Annotated in this window: 12 protein-coding genes; 3 read left to right on the top strand and 9 right to left on the bottom strand. The window is 59.5% G+C overall.

What is annotated here, in order from left to right; translation table 11 throughout:
- Positions 1-11 precede the first annotated feature (11 nt).
- Entirely contained in the window at positions 12-848 is an 837-nt protein-coding gene (locus JJQ76_RS14530) for a PHP domain-containing protein (RefSeq protein WP_210397601.1), read from the bottom strand.
- 77 nt (positions 849-925) lie between these two features.
- Between JJQ76_RS14530 and JJQ76_RS14525 the strand changes: the two genes are divergently transcribed.
- Both JJQ76_RS14525 and JJQ76_RS14520 read left to right on the top strand, forming a co-directional pair.
- The gene (locus JJQ76_RS14525) at positions 926-1,483 is read left to right on the top strand and encodes a septation protein A (RefSeq protein WP_210397600.1); all 558 of its coding nucleotides are present in this window, start codon (positions 926-928) and stop codon (positions 1,481-1,483) included.
- Between the two features lie 6 nt (positions 1,484-1,489).
- Positions 1,490-1,789: a YciI family protein gene (locus JJQ76_RS14520; protein ID WP_210397599.1), complete on the top strand. Its 300-nt coding sequence runs from the start codon at positions 1,490-1,492 to the stop codon at positions 1,787-1,789.
- Positions 1,790-1,856: 67 nt separating this feature from the next.
- On the opposite strand, the gene galU is transcribed toward JJQ76_RS14520, so the two are convergent.
- From galU to purL, 4 genes are all read right to left on the bottom strand, one after another.
- Entirely contained in the window at positions 1,857-2,684 is an 828-nt protein-coding gene (galU, locus tag JJQ76_RS14515) for a UTP--glucose-1-phosphate uridylyltransferase GalU (RefSeq protein ID WP_210397598.1), read from the bottom strand.
- Between the two features lie 44 nt (positions 2,685-2,728).
- Positions 2,729-4,045, bottom strand: a complete 1,317-nt coding sequence (locus tag JJQ76_RS14510; protein ID WP_210397597.1) for a UDP-glucose dehydrogenase family protein — start codon at positions 4,043-4,045, stop codon at positions 2,729-2,731.
- Between the two features lie 4 nt (positions 4,046-4,049).
- On the bottom strand, positions 4,050-5,699 hold the full coding sequence (gene pgi, locus JJQ76_RS14505; RefSeq protein WP_210397596.1) for a glucose-6-phosphate isomerase: 1,650 nt from the start codon (positions 5,697-5,699) through the stop codon (positions 4,050-4,052).
- Between the two features lie 196 nt (positions 5,700-5,895).
- On the bottom strand, positions 5,896-9,798 hold the full coding sequence (gene purL, locus JJQ76_RS14500; RefSeq protein WP_210397595.1) for a phosphoribosylformylglycinamidine synthase: 3,903 nt from the start codon (positions 9,796-9,798) through the stop codon (positions 5,896-5,898).
- Between the two features lie 113 nt (positions 9,799-9,911).
- Here purL and mltF point away from each other — a divergent pair, with 113 nt between their 5' ends.
- Positions 9,912-11,360 carry a membrane-bound lytic murein transglycosylase MltF gene (mltF, locus tag JJQ76_RS14495; RefSeq protein ID WP_210397594.1) on the top strand — a complete coding sequence of 483 codons (1,449 nt, stop codon included), beginning with the start codon at positions 9,912-9,914 and terminating at the stop codon, positions 11,358-11,360.
- A 15-nt stretch (positions 11,361-11,375) separates the two neighbouring features.
- On the opposite strand, the gene tadA is transcribed toward mltF, so the two are convergent.
- From tadA to JJQ76_RS14475, 4 genes are all read right to left on the bottom strand, one after another.
- A complete protein-coding gene (gene tadA / locus JJQ76_RS14490) occupies positions 11,376-11,873 on the bottom strand; it encodes a tRNA adenosine(34) deaminase TadA (protein WP_210397593.1) in 498 nt (165 codons plus the stop codon).
- Positions 11,874-11,881: 8 nt separating this feature from the next.
- Positions 11,882-12,784, bottom strand: coding sequence for an agmatinase (speB, locus tag JJQ76_RS14485; RefSeq protein WP_210397592.1), 903 nt, complete (start codon positions 12,782-12,784; stop codon positions 11,882-11,884).
- A gap of 51 nt (positions 12,785-12,835) precedes the next feature.
- Positions 12,836-14,020, bottom strand: coding sequence for a carboxynorspermidine decarboxylase (gene nspC / locus JJQ76_RS14480; protein ID WP_343232543.1), 1,185 nt, complete (start codon positions 14,018-14,020; stop codon positions 12,836-12,838).
- A 75-nt stretch (positions 14,021-14,095) separates the two neighbouring features.
- Positions 14,096-15,295 (bottom strand): saccharopine dehydrogenase family protein, encoded by a 1,200-nt coding sequence (locus JJQ76_RS14475; RefSeq protein WP_210397590.1) that lies wholly within the window; start codon positions 15,293-15,295, stop codon positions 14,096-14,098.
- Positions 15,296-15,312 lie beyond the last annotated feature (17 nt).

The following is a 15,312-nucleotide window of genomic DNA, read 5'->3' as shown; positions in this document are numbered from 1 at the left end:
CTTAGGCAGGGCTATATCCAACGCTCCCAGACCCCCGTCACTGGCTCCGGTAACGGCGGGAATTTGCCCAGATCCGTCCAATGATACTCGGGGCGATGGTAATCGCTGCCCACTGAGGCCAGCAACTGTTGCTTATTGGCCATGCGTCCCAGCTCACGAATCCGCTCCGGGTTTTCGCCGCCGTAGCTGACCTCGATGGCCTCACCACCGGCGGTGACAAATTCGCTCACCAGCCGGCGCAGCTTGGTCCAGCTCAGATCGTACTTGCCCGGATGCGCCAGCACCGCGATACCACCGCCATCTTTAATCCAGCGAATCACCGTGGCCATTTCCGGCCAGTGCGCACGAATATCGCCGACCTTTCCAGCCCCGAGATAGCGTTTGAACGCCTCGCCTTCCGATTCCACCACCCCCAGTTCAACCAACGCCCGGGCGAAGTGGGGACGACCGACCAAAGCCGGGCCGGCATGCTTGCGCGCCAGCGGCATCACCCCAGCCGCGCCCCTCTTCTCCAACCGCACGGCGATCTCTTCAGCCCGGATCTCACGCGCAGTGCGCTGATGGGCTTCAGCGTCCTTGATCGCCGGGTGGTCGATATCGATGTCGAGCCCCACCACATGAACCCCGCGCCCCTCCCAAACAGAGGAAAGTTCAATGCCGGACACCAGCTGGATACCAGCCTCCTGCGCCGCTGCGCGCGCTTCCGCAACGCCGGCACAGGTATCGTGGTCGGTCAGCGCGAGACAACGCACTCCCCTGGCAGCCGCAGCCTGAACCAGCTCGGTGGGCGACAAGCCGCCATCAGACGCGGTGCTATGGGTGTGCAGATCGACCGGCGGGCGACTCATGGCGAACTCCAGGACAACAATTGGGTCCCTTAGTGTAACCCGATATACTATGCCGATACCCACTCACTGGAGCCCCCATGAAGCTTCTGTTCGATTTCCTTCCCATCGCGATCTTTTTCGCGGTCTACAAGTACAGCAACGACATCATTCTGGCGACGGCGGTGCTGATTCCGGTGACCCTGATTCAGATGGGCTATACCTGGCTGCGCACCCACAAGATCGAGAAGATGCAGCTGGTCACACTGGTGCTGGTGATCGTACTCGGCGGCGCCACGGTACTGTTTCAGGATAAAACCTTCATTCAGTGGAAGCCCACGGTAGTGAATTGGCTGTTCGCCGCGGCCTTCCTGGGCAGCCAGTTTATCGGCAGCAAGTCGCTGGTCCAACGGATGATGGAAGCCAGCGTTACCCTGCCAGCACCGGTATGGACCCGCCTGAATCTGGCCTGGGTCGTGTTTTTCGTGGTTATGGGCGGACTGAATCTGTTTGTCGCCTACACCATGAGCGAAGAGGTGTGGGTCAACTTCAAACTGTTCGGCATGCTCGGCCTGACACTGGTCTTTATCATCCTGCAGGGCGTGTACCTCAGCCGCCATATTCAGGAAGAACCCCAACAACAAAACAGTAACGAGTAACCAACCATGTACTACGCGATTATCAGCGAAGATATCGAAAACAGCCTGGAACAGCGCTTGGCGGCGCGCCCCGATCACCTGGCGCGGCTGAACACTCTAAAGGATGAAGGCCGTCTGCTGGTTGCCGGACCTCACCCGGCCATCGACAGCGAAGACCCGGGGCCGGCGGGCTTTACCGGCAGTCTGGTCATTGCTGAGTTCGACTCCCTTGAGGCGGCGCAGGCATGGGCGGACGCCGACCCCTACATCGCCGCCGGCGTTTATGCCAAGGTGGTGGTCAAGCCATACAAGAAGGTGCTGCCATAAATAGCAACACAGCAGACTAAAAAGCCCGCGTCACGCGGGCTTTTTAGTCTCGGCGGGTATCAGGCGATCAGCGGTCGTAGAGATTCTGGTAGCAGAAGTTGGTCGCTTTGACGTAACCATCCATACTGCCGCAATCGAAGCGCTGCCCCTGGAACCGATAACCGATCACCCGCCCCTCGGCGGCCTGCTTCATCAACGCATCGGTAATCTGGATCTCGCCGCCCTTGCCGGGCTCGGTAGCATCAATCAGGTCAAAAATATCCGCGGTCAGGATATAGCGGCCGATGATGGCCAGATTGCTGGGGGCATCCTCAACCGCCGGCTTTTCCACCATGTTGCTGACGCGAAACACTCCCGGCTCCTCCTCGTCGCCGGCGATCACACCGTACTTACACACCTGATCCCGAGGCACCTCTTCAATGGCCACCACGCTGCAACCGAAACGCTCATGCAGCGCGACCATCTGTGCCAGTACCGACGGCCCGTCCAGGTTGACACAGAGATCGTCTGGCAAGATAACCCCAAAGGGTTTGTCACCCACGACCGCACGGGAACAACCGATGGCATGCCCCAATCCCTTGGCCTGCAACTGCCGGATCGAGTTGATGGCGCACTCTGCCATCAGGCGGTTGACGCCTTCCAGCAACGGCTCTTTGCCGCTACCGGCAATAGCGTTCTCCAGCTCTACATTACGATCAAAATGGTTCTCGATCGCCTGTTTATGACGACCGTTAATAAAGCAAACCTTGGACATCCCCGCAGCCACCGCCTCTTCCACCCCATATTGCACCAGCGGCTTGTCCACCACCGGCAACATCTCCTTGGGAACCGCTTTGGTAGCCGGAAGAAAACGGGTACCGAGGCCCGCCACAGGGAATACACAGGTTTCGATCATGTTCATCGGTCCTTACAAGGATGTTGCTGCGCTAAAGCACGCGGTTAACTGTCAAAATCACTGGATCGCCCGACACCGCGATAGGTGAAGCCGATCTCGCGCATAAACCCGGGGTCATAGATATTACGCCCGTCGAAGATCAGCGGGTTACGCATAAGCTCGGCCAAACGCTCAAAGTCGGGACTCCAGAACTCCTTCCACTCAGTCACGATCAATAGCGCGTCAGCACCCTCTGCCGCCTGGTAGGCGCTGTCACATAGGCGCATATCCTGCCGCTCACCAAAGTGGCGGCGCAGCGATTCCAGCGCTGCCGGATCATAGATGCGCACCGCGACGCCCTGTGCCCAAAGCGCCTCCAGCAACAGCAAGCAGGGCGCATTATCAATACGATCGGTACCGGGTTTGAACGCTGCCCCCCAGATCGCCACCGTTTTGCCAGCGAGGTCGCTGTCGAAGTGACGCCACAGCTTGCGGAACAAAACCTCTTTCTGCTGCTCATTGCTCTCCAGCACCGTCTGCAGCAGGTAGGAATCCTCCACCTCGGTTTCTACGGTTTCCGCCAAGCGCATCACGTCCTGGGAAAAACTCAGCCCGCCGAATCCGCAACCGGGGTAGATATAGTCAAACCCGATACGTGGATCCGACCCCACCCCCTTACGCACCTGCTCGATATCCACCTGCAACTGGTCAGCCAGATTAGCCATCTCGTTCATGAAGCTCAGTTTGGTCGCCAACATGCCATTAATGGCATACTTGCTGAATTCCGCCTCTTTAGTCGACATCACCATCAATTGGCCCTGATTGCGGCAGAAGGGCCGCAGCAGCTCGGCAACCAAACGCAACCCCCACTCGTCATCGGAACCCAGCAAAATACGCTGCGGACGGGTAAAGTTATGGATCGCGGCGCCTTCCTGAAGAAAACTGGGCAGGGCTAAAAAATAGACATCATCAACCAGTCCCTGACGCTCTCGCTCCAGCAACATCAGCTCACGCAAACGGCGGGCAGCACCTACCGGAAACGTACTCTGGTTGACCACCGTCAGACTCTCACTCCGGGTCAGCGCCAGGGCCGCGAGCAACTGTTCAGCCAGGGCTATGCGATCTGCGGCCAGCGCCACGAAGTGCACGTCACCATGATTGAAGCCCGCCGCCCATTGGTCCTCAAAGCGAAGCCGACCTTCTGCCAACTGCGCCGCCAGGCGCTCACTCAACCCCGGCTCGTTAACACCCAGCTGCAACCGTTTGAGCGCCGTCAGCTCTTCCCCTTCACAGGCAACCAGCACCACATCATTGCCCACGTCCGCCAGCGCCCACGCCGTGACCAGTCCCGTCAATCCGGCGCCGTATACCGAAACCCGCATGCCGTTATCCCCTCACCCGCGCGATATAAGCCAACAATCCCTGGCTGGAGCTGTCGTCGAAGGGCTGCTGGCAGTCCTTGATGGCAGCAAAGGTATCCTGAGCCAGCACTTTGCCAAGCTCTACGCCCCATTGGTCAAAGGGGTTGATATGCCAGATCACCGCTTGCACAAACACCTTGTGTTCGTAGAGCGCTACCAATTGCCCCAGCACGTAGGGCGTCAGCTCCGGATAGAGGAGCGTGGTGGAGCCCTGATTACCGTTATAGTGCTGATCATTGCGCGCCCCGCGCCGCGGATCCCCCTCAGCCAGCGCCTGATCGCCCAACATCAATACGCGCGACTGTCCGAGGCAGTTAGCCAGCGTCAACACCTGCTGATCTTGAAGCTGCTCCTGAGTGCCGTCGGAGCGCGAAATCCGGTAACGCAGCACCGGTGCCAAGAAGTCACAGCTCACCGGTTGGGTACCCTGATGCAGCAGCTGGTAAAACGCATGCTGGGCATTGGGGCCGACATCGCCCCAGATGATCGGACAGGTATCGTAGTCGATCGGATTACCATCTCGATCAACCGACTTGCCGTTACTCTCCATTTCCAACTGGGTCAGGTAGCCGGGAAAGTGCCTCATGCGACCATCGTAGGGCAGTACCGCATGTCCTTTCACGCCGAGAAAGTTGCTGGACCAAACCCCCAGCAGCGCCATCAGCACCGGCATATTAGCCGCCGGTGGCGCGGTTCTGAAATGGGCGTCCATCGCTGCCGCGCCGCGCAGCAGCTGGCGAAACCCGTCCATACCCAGCAGCAGCGCAATCGGCAAACCGATCACCGACCAGAGCGAGTAGCGCCCCCCCACCCAGTCCCAGAACAGCAGCTGGTTCTGCGGGGGGATGCCGCGCTCTGACATCTTCTCCGGATTGGCCGAACAGCCGATAAAGTGCTGGCGCAGCAGTACCGCCTCATTATCGATCTTTTGCGCCAGCCAGCGCTTGGCCGCCTCGGCGTTAGCCAGCGTATCGATGGTGGTGAATGACTTGGAAGACAGGATAAATACTGTGGTTTCCTGGTTCAGATGCCCCAACCGCTCCGCCAGCTGACTGCCATCGATAGAGGAGACAAAATGGAGATTCAGCCCCGCCGCATCGGCATGGCGGAACTCCTCCAGCGCATGGCAGATCATCAGCGGACCTAGGTCAGACCCGCCCACACCGAGATTGACGATGTCAGTAATCGGCTTGCCGCTGTAACCGCGCCATTGGCCGGCGTGGATCTTGGCCACAATGCCGGCCATTTTGCCGAGACTGGCCTGTACCTGTGGATAGACTGCCTGACCATTGACCTCGACTCCTTGGTCGGAGGCGGCACGAAGGGCGGTGTGCAGAGCCGGACGCCCCTCAGAGCTATTGACGGGAGCACCACTGAACAGCGCATCGGTCCAACGCCCGAGCTCGCGCTCCTCAATCAACCGGACCAGAAGCTTGAGCGTTTCGCCGGTAATCCGGTGCTTGGAATAGTCCATCAGCAAGCCGTCGGCTTCGACGGAAAATTGGGCAAAACGCGACTCATTGCCGGCAAACAGTTGCTGCAAGGAGAGCGGTGCAATCTGCTCTTTGTAATGAGTGGCCAGCGCCTGCCAAGCGGTGCTCTCAATCAACGACATGCATCATCCTTAGTGCCCCAATCAGGCGCCCTATCCTAGCACAAGGCGGTGGCTGCCCGGCACACCGGGCGACACATTTATCGCCACCTGACAGGACCATAATCCACCCATGTTTGTTGCGGCCGAGTAACCCGCCGCCCCTCCGGCAAGCAGGGTACAAAAAAGGGGCCGAAGCCCCTTATTCATTGTGATCGAGTTAGCCAACCCAGACCCGTGCATTGCGGAACATCCGCAGCCAGGCGCCATCCTCCTGCCAGCTATCCGGTGCCCAAGAGTTGGTCACCGTGCGGAACACCCGCTCCGGGTGTGGCATCATGATGGTTACCCGACCGCTGGCGTTGGTCACCCCGGTAATCCCGGCCGGTGAGCCATTGGGATTGGCCGGATAACGCTCCGTGACCTTGCCATAATTGTCGACATAGCGCAGTGCCACGCTGCCAGACTGCTTGAGGCTGTTCTGATGAGCACCATCACGGAACTCAGCGCGACCTTCGCCGTGAGCCACCGCAATCGGCAAACGCGAGCCGGCCATGCCGCGCAAGAAGATAGAGTTGCTTTCCTGCACTTCGACCATCGCCACCCGCGCTTCAAACTGCTCTGACATATTGCGCACAAAGTGCGGCCACAGCTCGCTGCCGGGAATCAGCTCGTGCAGATTGGAGAGCATCTGACAACCGTTACACACCCCCAGGGCGAAACTGTCGCTGCGCTGGAAGAAGGCTGCAAACTGATCGCGCGCCTGGCTGTTGAACAGAATTGACTTGGCCCAGCCCTCACCGGCCCCCAGCACGTCACCGTAGGAGAAGCCACCACAGGCGACCAACCCCTTGAACTCCTCCAGCGAACGACGACCACTGAGAATGTCGCTCATATGCACATCCACCGCCTCGAAGCCGGCGCGATCAAAAGCAGCTGCCATCTCAATCTGGCCGTTAACGCCCTGCTCGCGCAGCACCGCCATCCGTGGCCGCACGCCACTGTTGATGTAAGGAGCGGCGACATTATTGCTGAGATCAAAGGTCAGATCGGCATGCAGACCCGGGTCGTCCGCATCCAGCAGCGCATCGAACTCTTGTTGTGCACAGTCGGCGTTGTCACGCAGCGCCTGAATCCGGTAGCTGGTCTCGCTCCACCAGCGCTGCAGCTGGCTGCGGGTCTCGCTGTACAGCTCTTCGTCGTCAAAACTGATATTGATCCGGTCATCGCTGTTCAGGGTGCCGATCACCTTGGCACACTCACCGAGGCCCGCGGCGTTCAGTTCCGTCAGCACATATTCGGTCTGCTCACGCTTGACCTGAATGACCGCGCCCAGCTCTTCATTGAACAACGCCGCCAGCAGCTCGCTCTGATCGCTGGCCAGCAGGTCAAGATCAACCTCAACACCGGTGCGGCCCGCGAAGGCCATCTCCGCCAGGGTGGCGAACAAACCACCGTCAGCACGGTCGTGGTACGCCAGGATCAAACCCTGCTGGTTGAGCTCCTGAATCGCGGCGAAGAACACCTTCAGCTGCACCGCATCATCCACGTCGGGAACCGCTTGCCCCACCTGATTGTATACCTGCGCCAATGCCGATAGACCCAGGCGATTCTCGCCATTACCCAGATCCAGCAAAATCAGATCGGTTTCACCCTGATCGGTCCGCAGCTGAGGGGTAAGGGTTTTACGCGCATCCAGCACGGGTGCAAAGCCGGAGATCACCAGCGACATGGGTGCGGTGACGCTCTTGTCCTCACCATCCTGCTGCCACACCGTGCGCATGGACATGGAGTCCTTACCCACCGGAATGGTGATACCCAGCTCCGGGCAGAGTTCCATGCCCACTGCCTTGACGGTGTCGTACAGTTTTTCATCTTCGCCGGGATGACCGGCAGCGCACATCCAGTTGGCCGACAGTTTGATGTCCTTGATATCGCCGATGCGCGCCGAGGCCAAGTTGGTGATGGTTTCACCGACTGCCATCCGGCCGGATGCGGGCGAATCCACCAGCGCCAGCGGGGTCCGCTCACCCATCGCCATCGCTTCACCGGCGTAGGTATCATAAGCCGCGGTGGTCACGGCACAGTTGGCCACCGGTACCTGCCAGGGACCGACCATCTGGTCACGCGCCACCTGACCAGTGATGGAGCGGTCACCAATGGTGATCAGGAAGCTCTTGCTAGCTACGGCCGGCAGTTTCAACACCCGCTCGGCCGCTTCGGCCAGATCGATGCCGTCGGTATCGAACGCTGGCACCTGATAACTGATCCGCTCCACGGAGCGGTGCATCTTCGGCGGTTTGCCGAACAGCACGCTCATCGGCAGATCGACGGGCTTGTTGTCGAAATGGGTATCACCCAGGGTCAGGTGATGTTCTGCAGTAGCGGTGCCGACGATGGCATAGGGGCAGCGCTCACGCTCGCAAATCGCTTCAAACTGGGCCATATCGGCCGGTTTGACCGCCAGCACGTAACGCTCCTGCGCTTCGTTACACCAGATCTCCAGCGGCGACATGCCCGGCTCGTCGTTATTGACCTTGCGCAGCTCGAAGTCGCCGCCACGACCGCCATCCTTGACCAGCTCAGGAAAGGCGTTAGAGAGCCCTCCGGCGCCAACGTCGTGGATAAATTCGATCGGATTGTCGTCACCCAGCTGCCAGCACTGGTCGATCACCTCCTGGCAGCGACGTTCCAGCTCCGGGTTGTCACGCTGCACCGAGGCAAAATCCAGATCTGCCGAGCTGCTGCCAGAAGACATGGAAGAAGCCGCCCCGCCACCCAGACCGATCAACATCGCCGGACCACCCAGGCAGATCAGCTTGGAGCCCACCTCGATCTCGCCCTTTTCGACATGATCGGCACGCACGTTACCCATACCACCGGCAATCATGATCGGCTTGTGGTAACCGCGTACCTCTTCGCCATTGGCACCGTTGACGCGTTGTTCAAAGGTGCGGAAGTAACCGGTCAGGTTGGGGCGACCGAATTCGTTATTGAACGCGGCACCGCCGATGGGGCCCTCGATCATGATGTCGAGCGCGGTGACGATGCGTTCCGGCTTGCCGTAATCAGACTCCCACGGCTGCACAAAGCCCGGAATTTTAAGGTCGGAGACGCTGAAACCGGTCAGACCGGCTTTGGGCTTGCCACCGCGGCCGGTAGCGCCTTCATCACGAATCTCGCCGCCGGAGCCGGTCGCCGCACCGGAATGGGGAGCGATCGCTGTCGGGTGATTATGGGTTTCCACCTTCATCAGGATCTGAATCAGTTCCTCGTTGTAGCCGTACCGCTTGCTATCCGGCTCCGGGAAAAAGCGCCCCGCCTTGCTACCGGTCACCACAGCAGCGTTGTCCTTGTAAGCGGACAGCACGTTGTCACCGCCCAGCTCATTGGTGTTCTTGATCATCTGGAACAGTGATTTGTCCTGCGCCTGGCCGTCGATATCCCAGGAGGCGTTAAAGATCTTGTGACGGCAGTGCTCGGAGTTGGCCTGCGCAAACATCATCAGTTCAACGTCGGTGGGGTTACGCTCAAGCCCCGTGAAGGCGTCCACCAGATAGTCGATCTCGTCGTCCGCCAGCGCCAGTCCCAGGCTCTGGTTGGCCTCGGCCAGTGCATCACGGCCACCGCCCAGCAGATCGACCCGTGCCAAGGGCTTGGGTTCGGCATGAGCGAACAGCGCATCTGCCGCCGCAACCGAATCGAGCACCGCCTCAACCATGCGATCGTGCAACAGCGCGGCGACTTGCTGGCGTTCGTCGGCGTTCAAGGCCCGCTCCGCCTTGACGTAATAGGCAATACCGCGCTCCAGCCTCACCACCGTTGCCAAACCACAGTTGTGAGCGATGTCAGTGGCTTTACTGGACCAAGGCGATATAGTACCGGGACGAGGCACAACCAACAGCAGCTCGCCATCGGTTCCTTCGACGTCAACTTTGGGGCCGTAGCGAAGCAACCGGTCCAGCACCGCCAAGGCGGTGTCATCGAGATCACTCTCGATCTCTGCAAAGTGCATGAATTCAGCATATACTGCTGCAATTACAGGCACTTCCGCCTGCAGAGTGGATAGGATTTTTTCACGCCGGAAGGCAGAAAGGGCGGGAGCGCCACGCAGGGTCAGCATGTCGAGTTCGAGCCTCTCGAAAACAGATCAGGGATTTGAAAGAAACGGGAAAAATGTGGTCCGAATGATACTGGAATCGGCCCCTGCTTACCACGTTTAGCGACCAACTATTGATGCTGACTCACCCGACATTCTCCATTCGCAACCTGCTGGCCATGACGCTGCTCGCGCTGTTTCTGTTTGCCCCCTTTCTGGCCTACATCAGCCATCAAACAGTATTGGAGGCAATCCAAAGCCGCGGCGAACTGCGGGTGGCCACCCGCCAGAGCCCCACCACCTACTTCCTGGAAGAGGGCGAACCCGGCGGCTTCGAGTACGAACTTGCCAAGCTGTACGCTGACCACCTCGGGGTTAAGCTGAAAATCATCAGTTACAACCGTTTGCAGGAGATCTACGACAGCCTTCGCCTCAACAATACCCATCTCGCCGCTGCCGGACTGACAATCACCCCCGAGCGCCAAACCCGGTTCGAGTTCGGCCCCAGTTACATGGAGAGCAAAACGCAGCTGATCTATCGTTCCGGCAACAAGCGCCCCAAGGGGTTCGACGACCTCGGCGAGGGCCGGCTCGAAGTCATGGCCAACTCCAGCCACGCCGAACTGCTCGCCACCCTGACCCCGGAGGGCGTTGACTGGCACGTTGCCGATGGTGATCTGGAGGTACTCGATCTGATATCACGGGTCGATGAGGGGGAGCTGGATTACACCCTGGTGGATGCGACCGAGTTCACCATTAACCGGGCCTTCTTTCCGCGGGTTCGTCCTGCCTTTACCATCACCGAGCCGCAGCCCATTGCCTGGATGCTGAAACAGCAACGCGATACCAGCCTGCAGCACAGCCTGAGCAACTTCTTTGCCGACGAAGAGATCCAGCACGCCATCGAAGGTCTGAAAGAGCGGTATTTCAGTCGCAGCCAACGCCTCAATCTGGTCGACAACCTGACCTTTCGCCGGCATATGGAAACCCGCCTGCCACCGCTACGCGACTGGTTCCAGCAGGCCGCCGAAGAGACCGGTATCAGTTGGCAACTGCTGGCCGCGATCGGCTATCAGGAATCGCACTGGAATCCACGCGCGGTCTCCCCCACGGGGGTGCGCGGTGTGATGATGCTGACCCAAACCACCGCGCGCAGCCTCGGCTTAACCAAGCGCACTGACCCCGAGCAAAGCATCCGCGGCGGCGCGCGCTACTTTGCCGGCATTCACAAACGGCTGCCGGAACGGCTGCAGGAGCCGGACCGCACCTACTTTGCCCTTGCCGCGTACAATGTCGGGCGCGGTCATCTGGAAGACGCCCGTATCCTGACCGAACGTGCCGGCAAGAATCCGGACAGTTGGGAGGACGTCAAAGCCCACCTCCCCCTGCTGACTCAGGCCAAGTGGTACAAAACGGTCAAGCACGGCTTTGCACGGGGGCACGAACCGGTGGTCTACGTGCGCAACATCCGTCGCTATCGTCACCAGTTGATGCTCGAAAGCCGACTCGAAGCGGTGCAGCAGCAACAGAGCGCTTCCGGAGCGGCTGCCTCCCGCCTGCCGGAGGCCTTGCCCAACACTCTCTAGGGGCAGCTGCGGCGCTTATTCCGGCGCTTTAAGCGCCGCCTTTGCCGCCCGTTTCTCTTCCCGGCGGCGGGCAAAGAACGCGCTGATCTTGGCGCTGCAAGCCTCCCCCAGCACCCCACCCAGAGTTTCGATACGGTAGTTAAACCAGGGGCTGGCCAACAGCTCGCCGTTACTTTCCATCACCCCCGCCTTGGGCTCGGTAGCGCCGTACACCAGCCGCCGGATGCGACTGTGCACCAACGCCCCGGCGCACATGGTACAGGGTTCGATGGTGACGTAGAGGGTGGCGTCTATCAGGCGATAGTTGCCGATCCGTCGGGCAGCATCGCGCAGCGCCAGAATCTCGGCATGGGCGGTGGGATCACAGCCGCTGATAGGCTGGTTCCAGCCCTCACCGATCAGCTCACCATCGCGCACCACCACCGCCCCCACCGGCACTTCACCCAGCGCTTCAGCGCGTTCAGCGCGTGCCAACGCTTGCGCCATCCAATAGTCGTCGTTGTACTCACTCATCGGCCAACTCAACGGTTACGCTGCACAATCCCCATCAACTTGTAGACCAGCAGCGAAGCGGCGAAATCGTAGGCATGAAAGCCGGGGATGGGCGCATGTTCCATCAGATCGAAGCCGATGATCTTGCGCTGCCTGGCCACCGACTCGAACAGACCGAGGGTTTGATACCAGCCCAAGCCGCCGGGAACCGGCGTCCCGGTGGACGGAAACACTGACGGGTCGAGACCGTCGATATCGACGGTAAAAAACACCTTACTGGGAAAATCCTCCGGCAACTGAATCGCGCTGATGCCATTAGGCACCAGCGTGACCGCATCCTGATAATGGATTTGGCCTTCGCGGGCAGCGCGGCACTCAACCTCTTCATGACAGAACGCACGGATACCCAGTTGATAAAGGGGAATGTCGTGATCGACGATTCGCTTCATCACACTGGCATGGCTGTAGGGATTGCCTTCATAAGCGTCGCGCAGGTCGGCGTGGGCGTCGATCTGCACCACCCCGAAATCGGTTTCACCGGCAGCCAGCAGCCCCTTGATGACCCCGTAGGTCACGGTGTGCTCGCCCCCCAGCGCCACCGGCATCGCCCCCTGCTCCACCGCGTAGCGAGTGGCCTCGGCGATTCTCTCAACGATGGTCGCGGCGTCGCCGTTCATGTCCACCGGCGGCTGGGTATAGATCCCCTCGTCACTTGGGGTAGAGATACCGTCCCAGGTTTCCAGCTGCCAGGAGGCCTCCAGTATGGCCCTGGGGCCATCCCCGGTGCCGCCGCCATAGGAGACACTCTCTTCGTAGGGTACCGGTATCACATGATAGGCCGCGGCATTGGGAGCCGGCTGTTGGATTTCAGAACCCAGAAATACCGGATACCCCGGTGCTACCAGTTGATCAAATTCGGCCTGCTCGCTCATAGGGTATAAACCTCGGACAACAAATTCAGGGATAGGGGTCAAGCCAACAGCTTATGATAAGCGGTTACGGAAATCGGCATAGTCAAAGGTACGGATTACCTGGCACTCGTCACTGCGCGAATCCCAGATGGCGATCGCCGGCAACCGGATACCGTTGAAGGTGGTGGTTTTGACCATGGTGTAATGGGACATATCGTCAAACATCAACCGCTGCCCCACCTGCAACGGCGCATCGAAGCTGTAGTCACCGATCACGTCGCCAGCCAGACAGGTCATACCGCCTAAGCGATAGGTATGGTTTTTTTCGCCCGCCTCGCCGGCACCGAAAACGTCGGCGCGATAGGGCATCTCCAGGGTGTCCGGCATATGGCAGGTGGCGGAGGTATCCAGAATCGCCTGATCACGGTCGGTGTAGGCGATATCCAGCACCTCGGTCACCAGCACGCCACTGCGAATCGCCACCGCTTCGCCCGGCTCGAGGTACACCTGCACCTCATACTTGGCGGCAAACGCCTTGATCCGCGCTATCAGGCCGTCGATATCGTAACCGGGCGCACTGATCCAGTGACCGCCGCCGAAGTTAACCCACTTCAGCTGCGGCAGCAGATGACCAAATCTGGCCTCCACCGCATCCAGCGTCCGCGCCAGGGGCTCAAACTGATGCTCACACAGGGTGTGAAAATGCAGTCCGCTGATACCCTCCAGATCCTGGCCGTCAAATTGCGTCAGCGGAATCCCCAGGCGCGAGCCCGGTGCACAGGGATCGTAGATCGGCACGTCTCCTTCGGAGTGCTCCGGGTTGATCCGCAATCCGAACTCCAGTTCCGGCCGCGCCGCTGTTGCCGCCCGGATCAGGGGTTGAAAACGCTGCCACTGACCAAAGGAGTTGAACACCACGTGGTGGGCGATCTTCAGAATCTGTTCGAGATCCGTTTCAGAATAGGCCGCCGAGAACACGTGCACCTCTCCCCTGCCATCCGCGCCGAGGTAATGCTCCTGCCCCAGTAGCGCTTCGTGCAGACCACTAGCGCAGATGCCGGACAGGTATTGGGCCGTCAGTGGACCCAGCTCCCAGCAGGAGAACGCCTTCAGTGCTGCCAGCACTTTGGCGCCGCTCTCTGTTTGTACCCGCTGCAACGCCTGCAGGTTGGCTTCAACCGCGGCACGATCGATCACGTAACAGGGGGAGGGTACCCGGGTGGGGTCAAAGTGATCAAAGGAGGTGCATTTTTCCACGAGCATCAACCTATAGCATGAGAAACGACAAGGCCCGACAAGGTCGGGCCTGGTGGTTAAAACCGCACAGCGCGATCAGTGGGCCAGATCGTAGTCCGGTTCTTCAATCACCTTCCATGGCAGCCCATAGCGGTTCAGGTCATCCATGAACGGATCGGGATCCATCTGTTCCATGTTCCAAACCCCGGGCTTCATCCACTTGCCTTCCAGCATCATCTTGGCACCGATCATGGCGGGCACCCCGGTGGTGTAAGAGATCGCCTGCGACTTGACCTCGGCGTAACACGCCTGGTGGTCACAGGTGTTGTACAGGTAAATCTTGCGCGGCTTGCCATCTTTCAGGCCGGTAACGATACAACCGATACAGGTCTTGCCCTTGGTGCGCGGTCCCAGGCTGGCCGGATCCGGCAGCAACTGCTTGAGGAACTGGATCGGCACGATCTGCTGGCCCTGAAACTCCACCGGTTCGATACCGGTCATGCCGACATTGCCCAGCACTTCGAGGTGCTTGAGGTAGCTGTCACCAAAACTCATCCAGAACTGCGCCCGCTTGAGGGTCGGATAGTGTTTGCTCAGCGACTCCAGCTCCTCGTGATACATGCGGTAGATGTTGTAGGTGCCTACCTCTTCCGGGCAGGTAAAGGACTGCTTCAGCGACATCGCCGGGGTGGTGACGAATTCACCGTTCTCGTAATGACGGCATTCGGCGGTTACTTCACGGATGTTGATCTCGGGATTGAAGTTAGTGGCAAAGGGGTAACCGTGATCACCGCCGTTGACATCGACAATATCCAGAGTGTGGATCTCGTCAAAATAGTGCTTGGCGATGTAAGCGGTAAAGACGTTGGTGGCACCGGGATCAAAACCGGAGCCCAGCAGCGCCATCAAGCCCGCTTGTTCGAACCTCTCCTGATAGGCCCACTGCCACTTGTACTCGAACTTGGCGGTATCCAGCGGCTCGTAGTTGGCGGTATCGAGATAATGAACACCGGCTTCAAGACAGGCGTCCATGATGGTCAGGTCTTGATACGGCAACGCCACGTTGATCACCAGTTGGGGCTTGACGCGATTGATCAGCGCCACCAGCTCGGGCACATTATCGGCGTCGACCTGGGCAGTTTCTATGGGGCGATCAAGCTGCGCGGCGATGGCGTCACATTTCGACTTGGTGCGACTCGCCAACACAATTTCCGAGAACACTTCCGGCAGTTGCGCACACTTGTGAACCACCACACCGCTGACGCCACCTGCTCCGATAATCAACACTTTTGCCATTTTCTTCTCCGTTTGCC

Source organism: Motiliproteus sediminis (genome assembly GCF_017912535.1).
Lineage (GTDB): Bacteria > Pseudomonadota > Gammaproteobacteria > Pseudomonadales > Balneatricaceae > Motiliproteus > Motiliproteus sediminis.
Note: the sequence above shows the minus strand (reverse complement) of the source record. Positions and strands in the feature narration are given on the sequence as shown.

Excerpts from the sequence above, each read along its gene's own strand:
- JJQ76_RS14530 (WP_210397601.1), bottom strand. The coding sequence starts at position 848 with ATGAGTCGCCCGCCGGTCGATCTGCACACCCATAGCACCGCGTCTGAT.
- JJQ76_RS14525 (WP_210397600.1), top strand. The coding sequence starts at position 926 with ATGAAGCTTCTGTTCGATTTCCTTCCCATCGCGATCTTTTTCGCGGTC.
- JJQ76_RS14520 (WP_210397599.1), top strand. The coding sequence starts at position 1,490 with ATGTACTACGCGATTATCAGCGAAGATATCGAAAACAGCCTGGAACAG.
- galU (WP_210397598.1), bottom strand. The coding sequence starts at position 2,684 with ATGATCGAAACCTGTGTATTCCCTGTGGCGGGCCTCGGTACCCGTTTT.
- JJQ76_RS14510 (WP_210397597.1), bottom strand. The coding sequence starts at position 4,045 with ATGCGGGTTTCGGTATACGGCGCCGGATTGACGGGACTGGTCACGGCG.
- pgi (WP_210397596.1), bottom strand. The coding sequence starts at position 5,699 with ATGTCGTTGATTGAGAGCACCGCTTGGCAGGCGCTGGCCACTCATTAC.
- purL (WP_210397595.1), bottom strand. The coding sequence starts at position 9,798 with ATGCTGACCCTGCGTGGCGCTCCCGCCCTTTCTGCCTTCCGGCGTGAA.
- mltF (WP_210397594.1), top strand. The coding sequence starts at position 9,912 with ATGCTGACTCACCCGACATTCTCCATTCGCAACCTGCTGGCCATGACG.
- tadA (WP_210397593.1), bottom strand. The coding sequence starts at position 11,873 with ATGAGTGAGTACAACGACGACTATTGGATGGCGCAAGCGTTGGCACGC.
- speB (WP_210397592.1), bottom strand. The coding sequence starts at position 12,784 with ATGAGCGAGCAGGCCGAATTTGATCAACTGGTAGCACCGGGGTATCCG.
- JJQ76_RS14475 (WP_210397590.1), bottom strand. The coding sequence starts at position 15,295 with ATGGCAAAAGTGTTGATTATCGGAGCAGGTGGCGTCAGCGGTGTGGTG.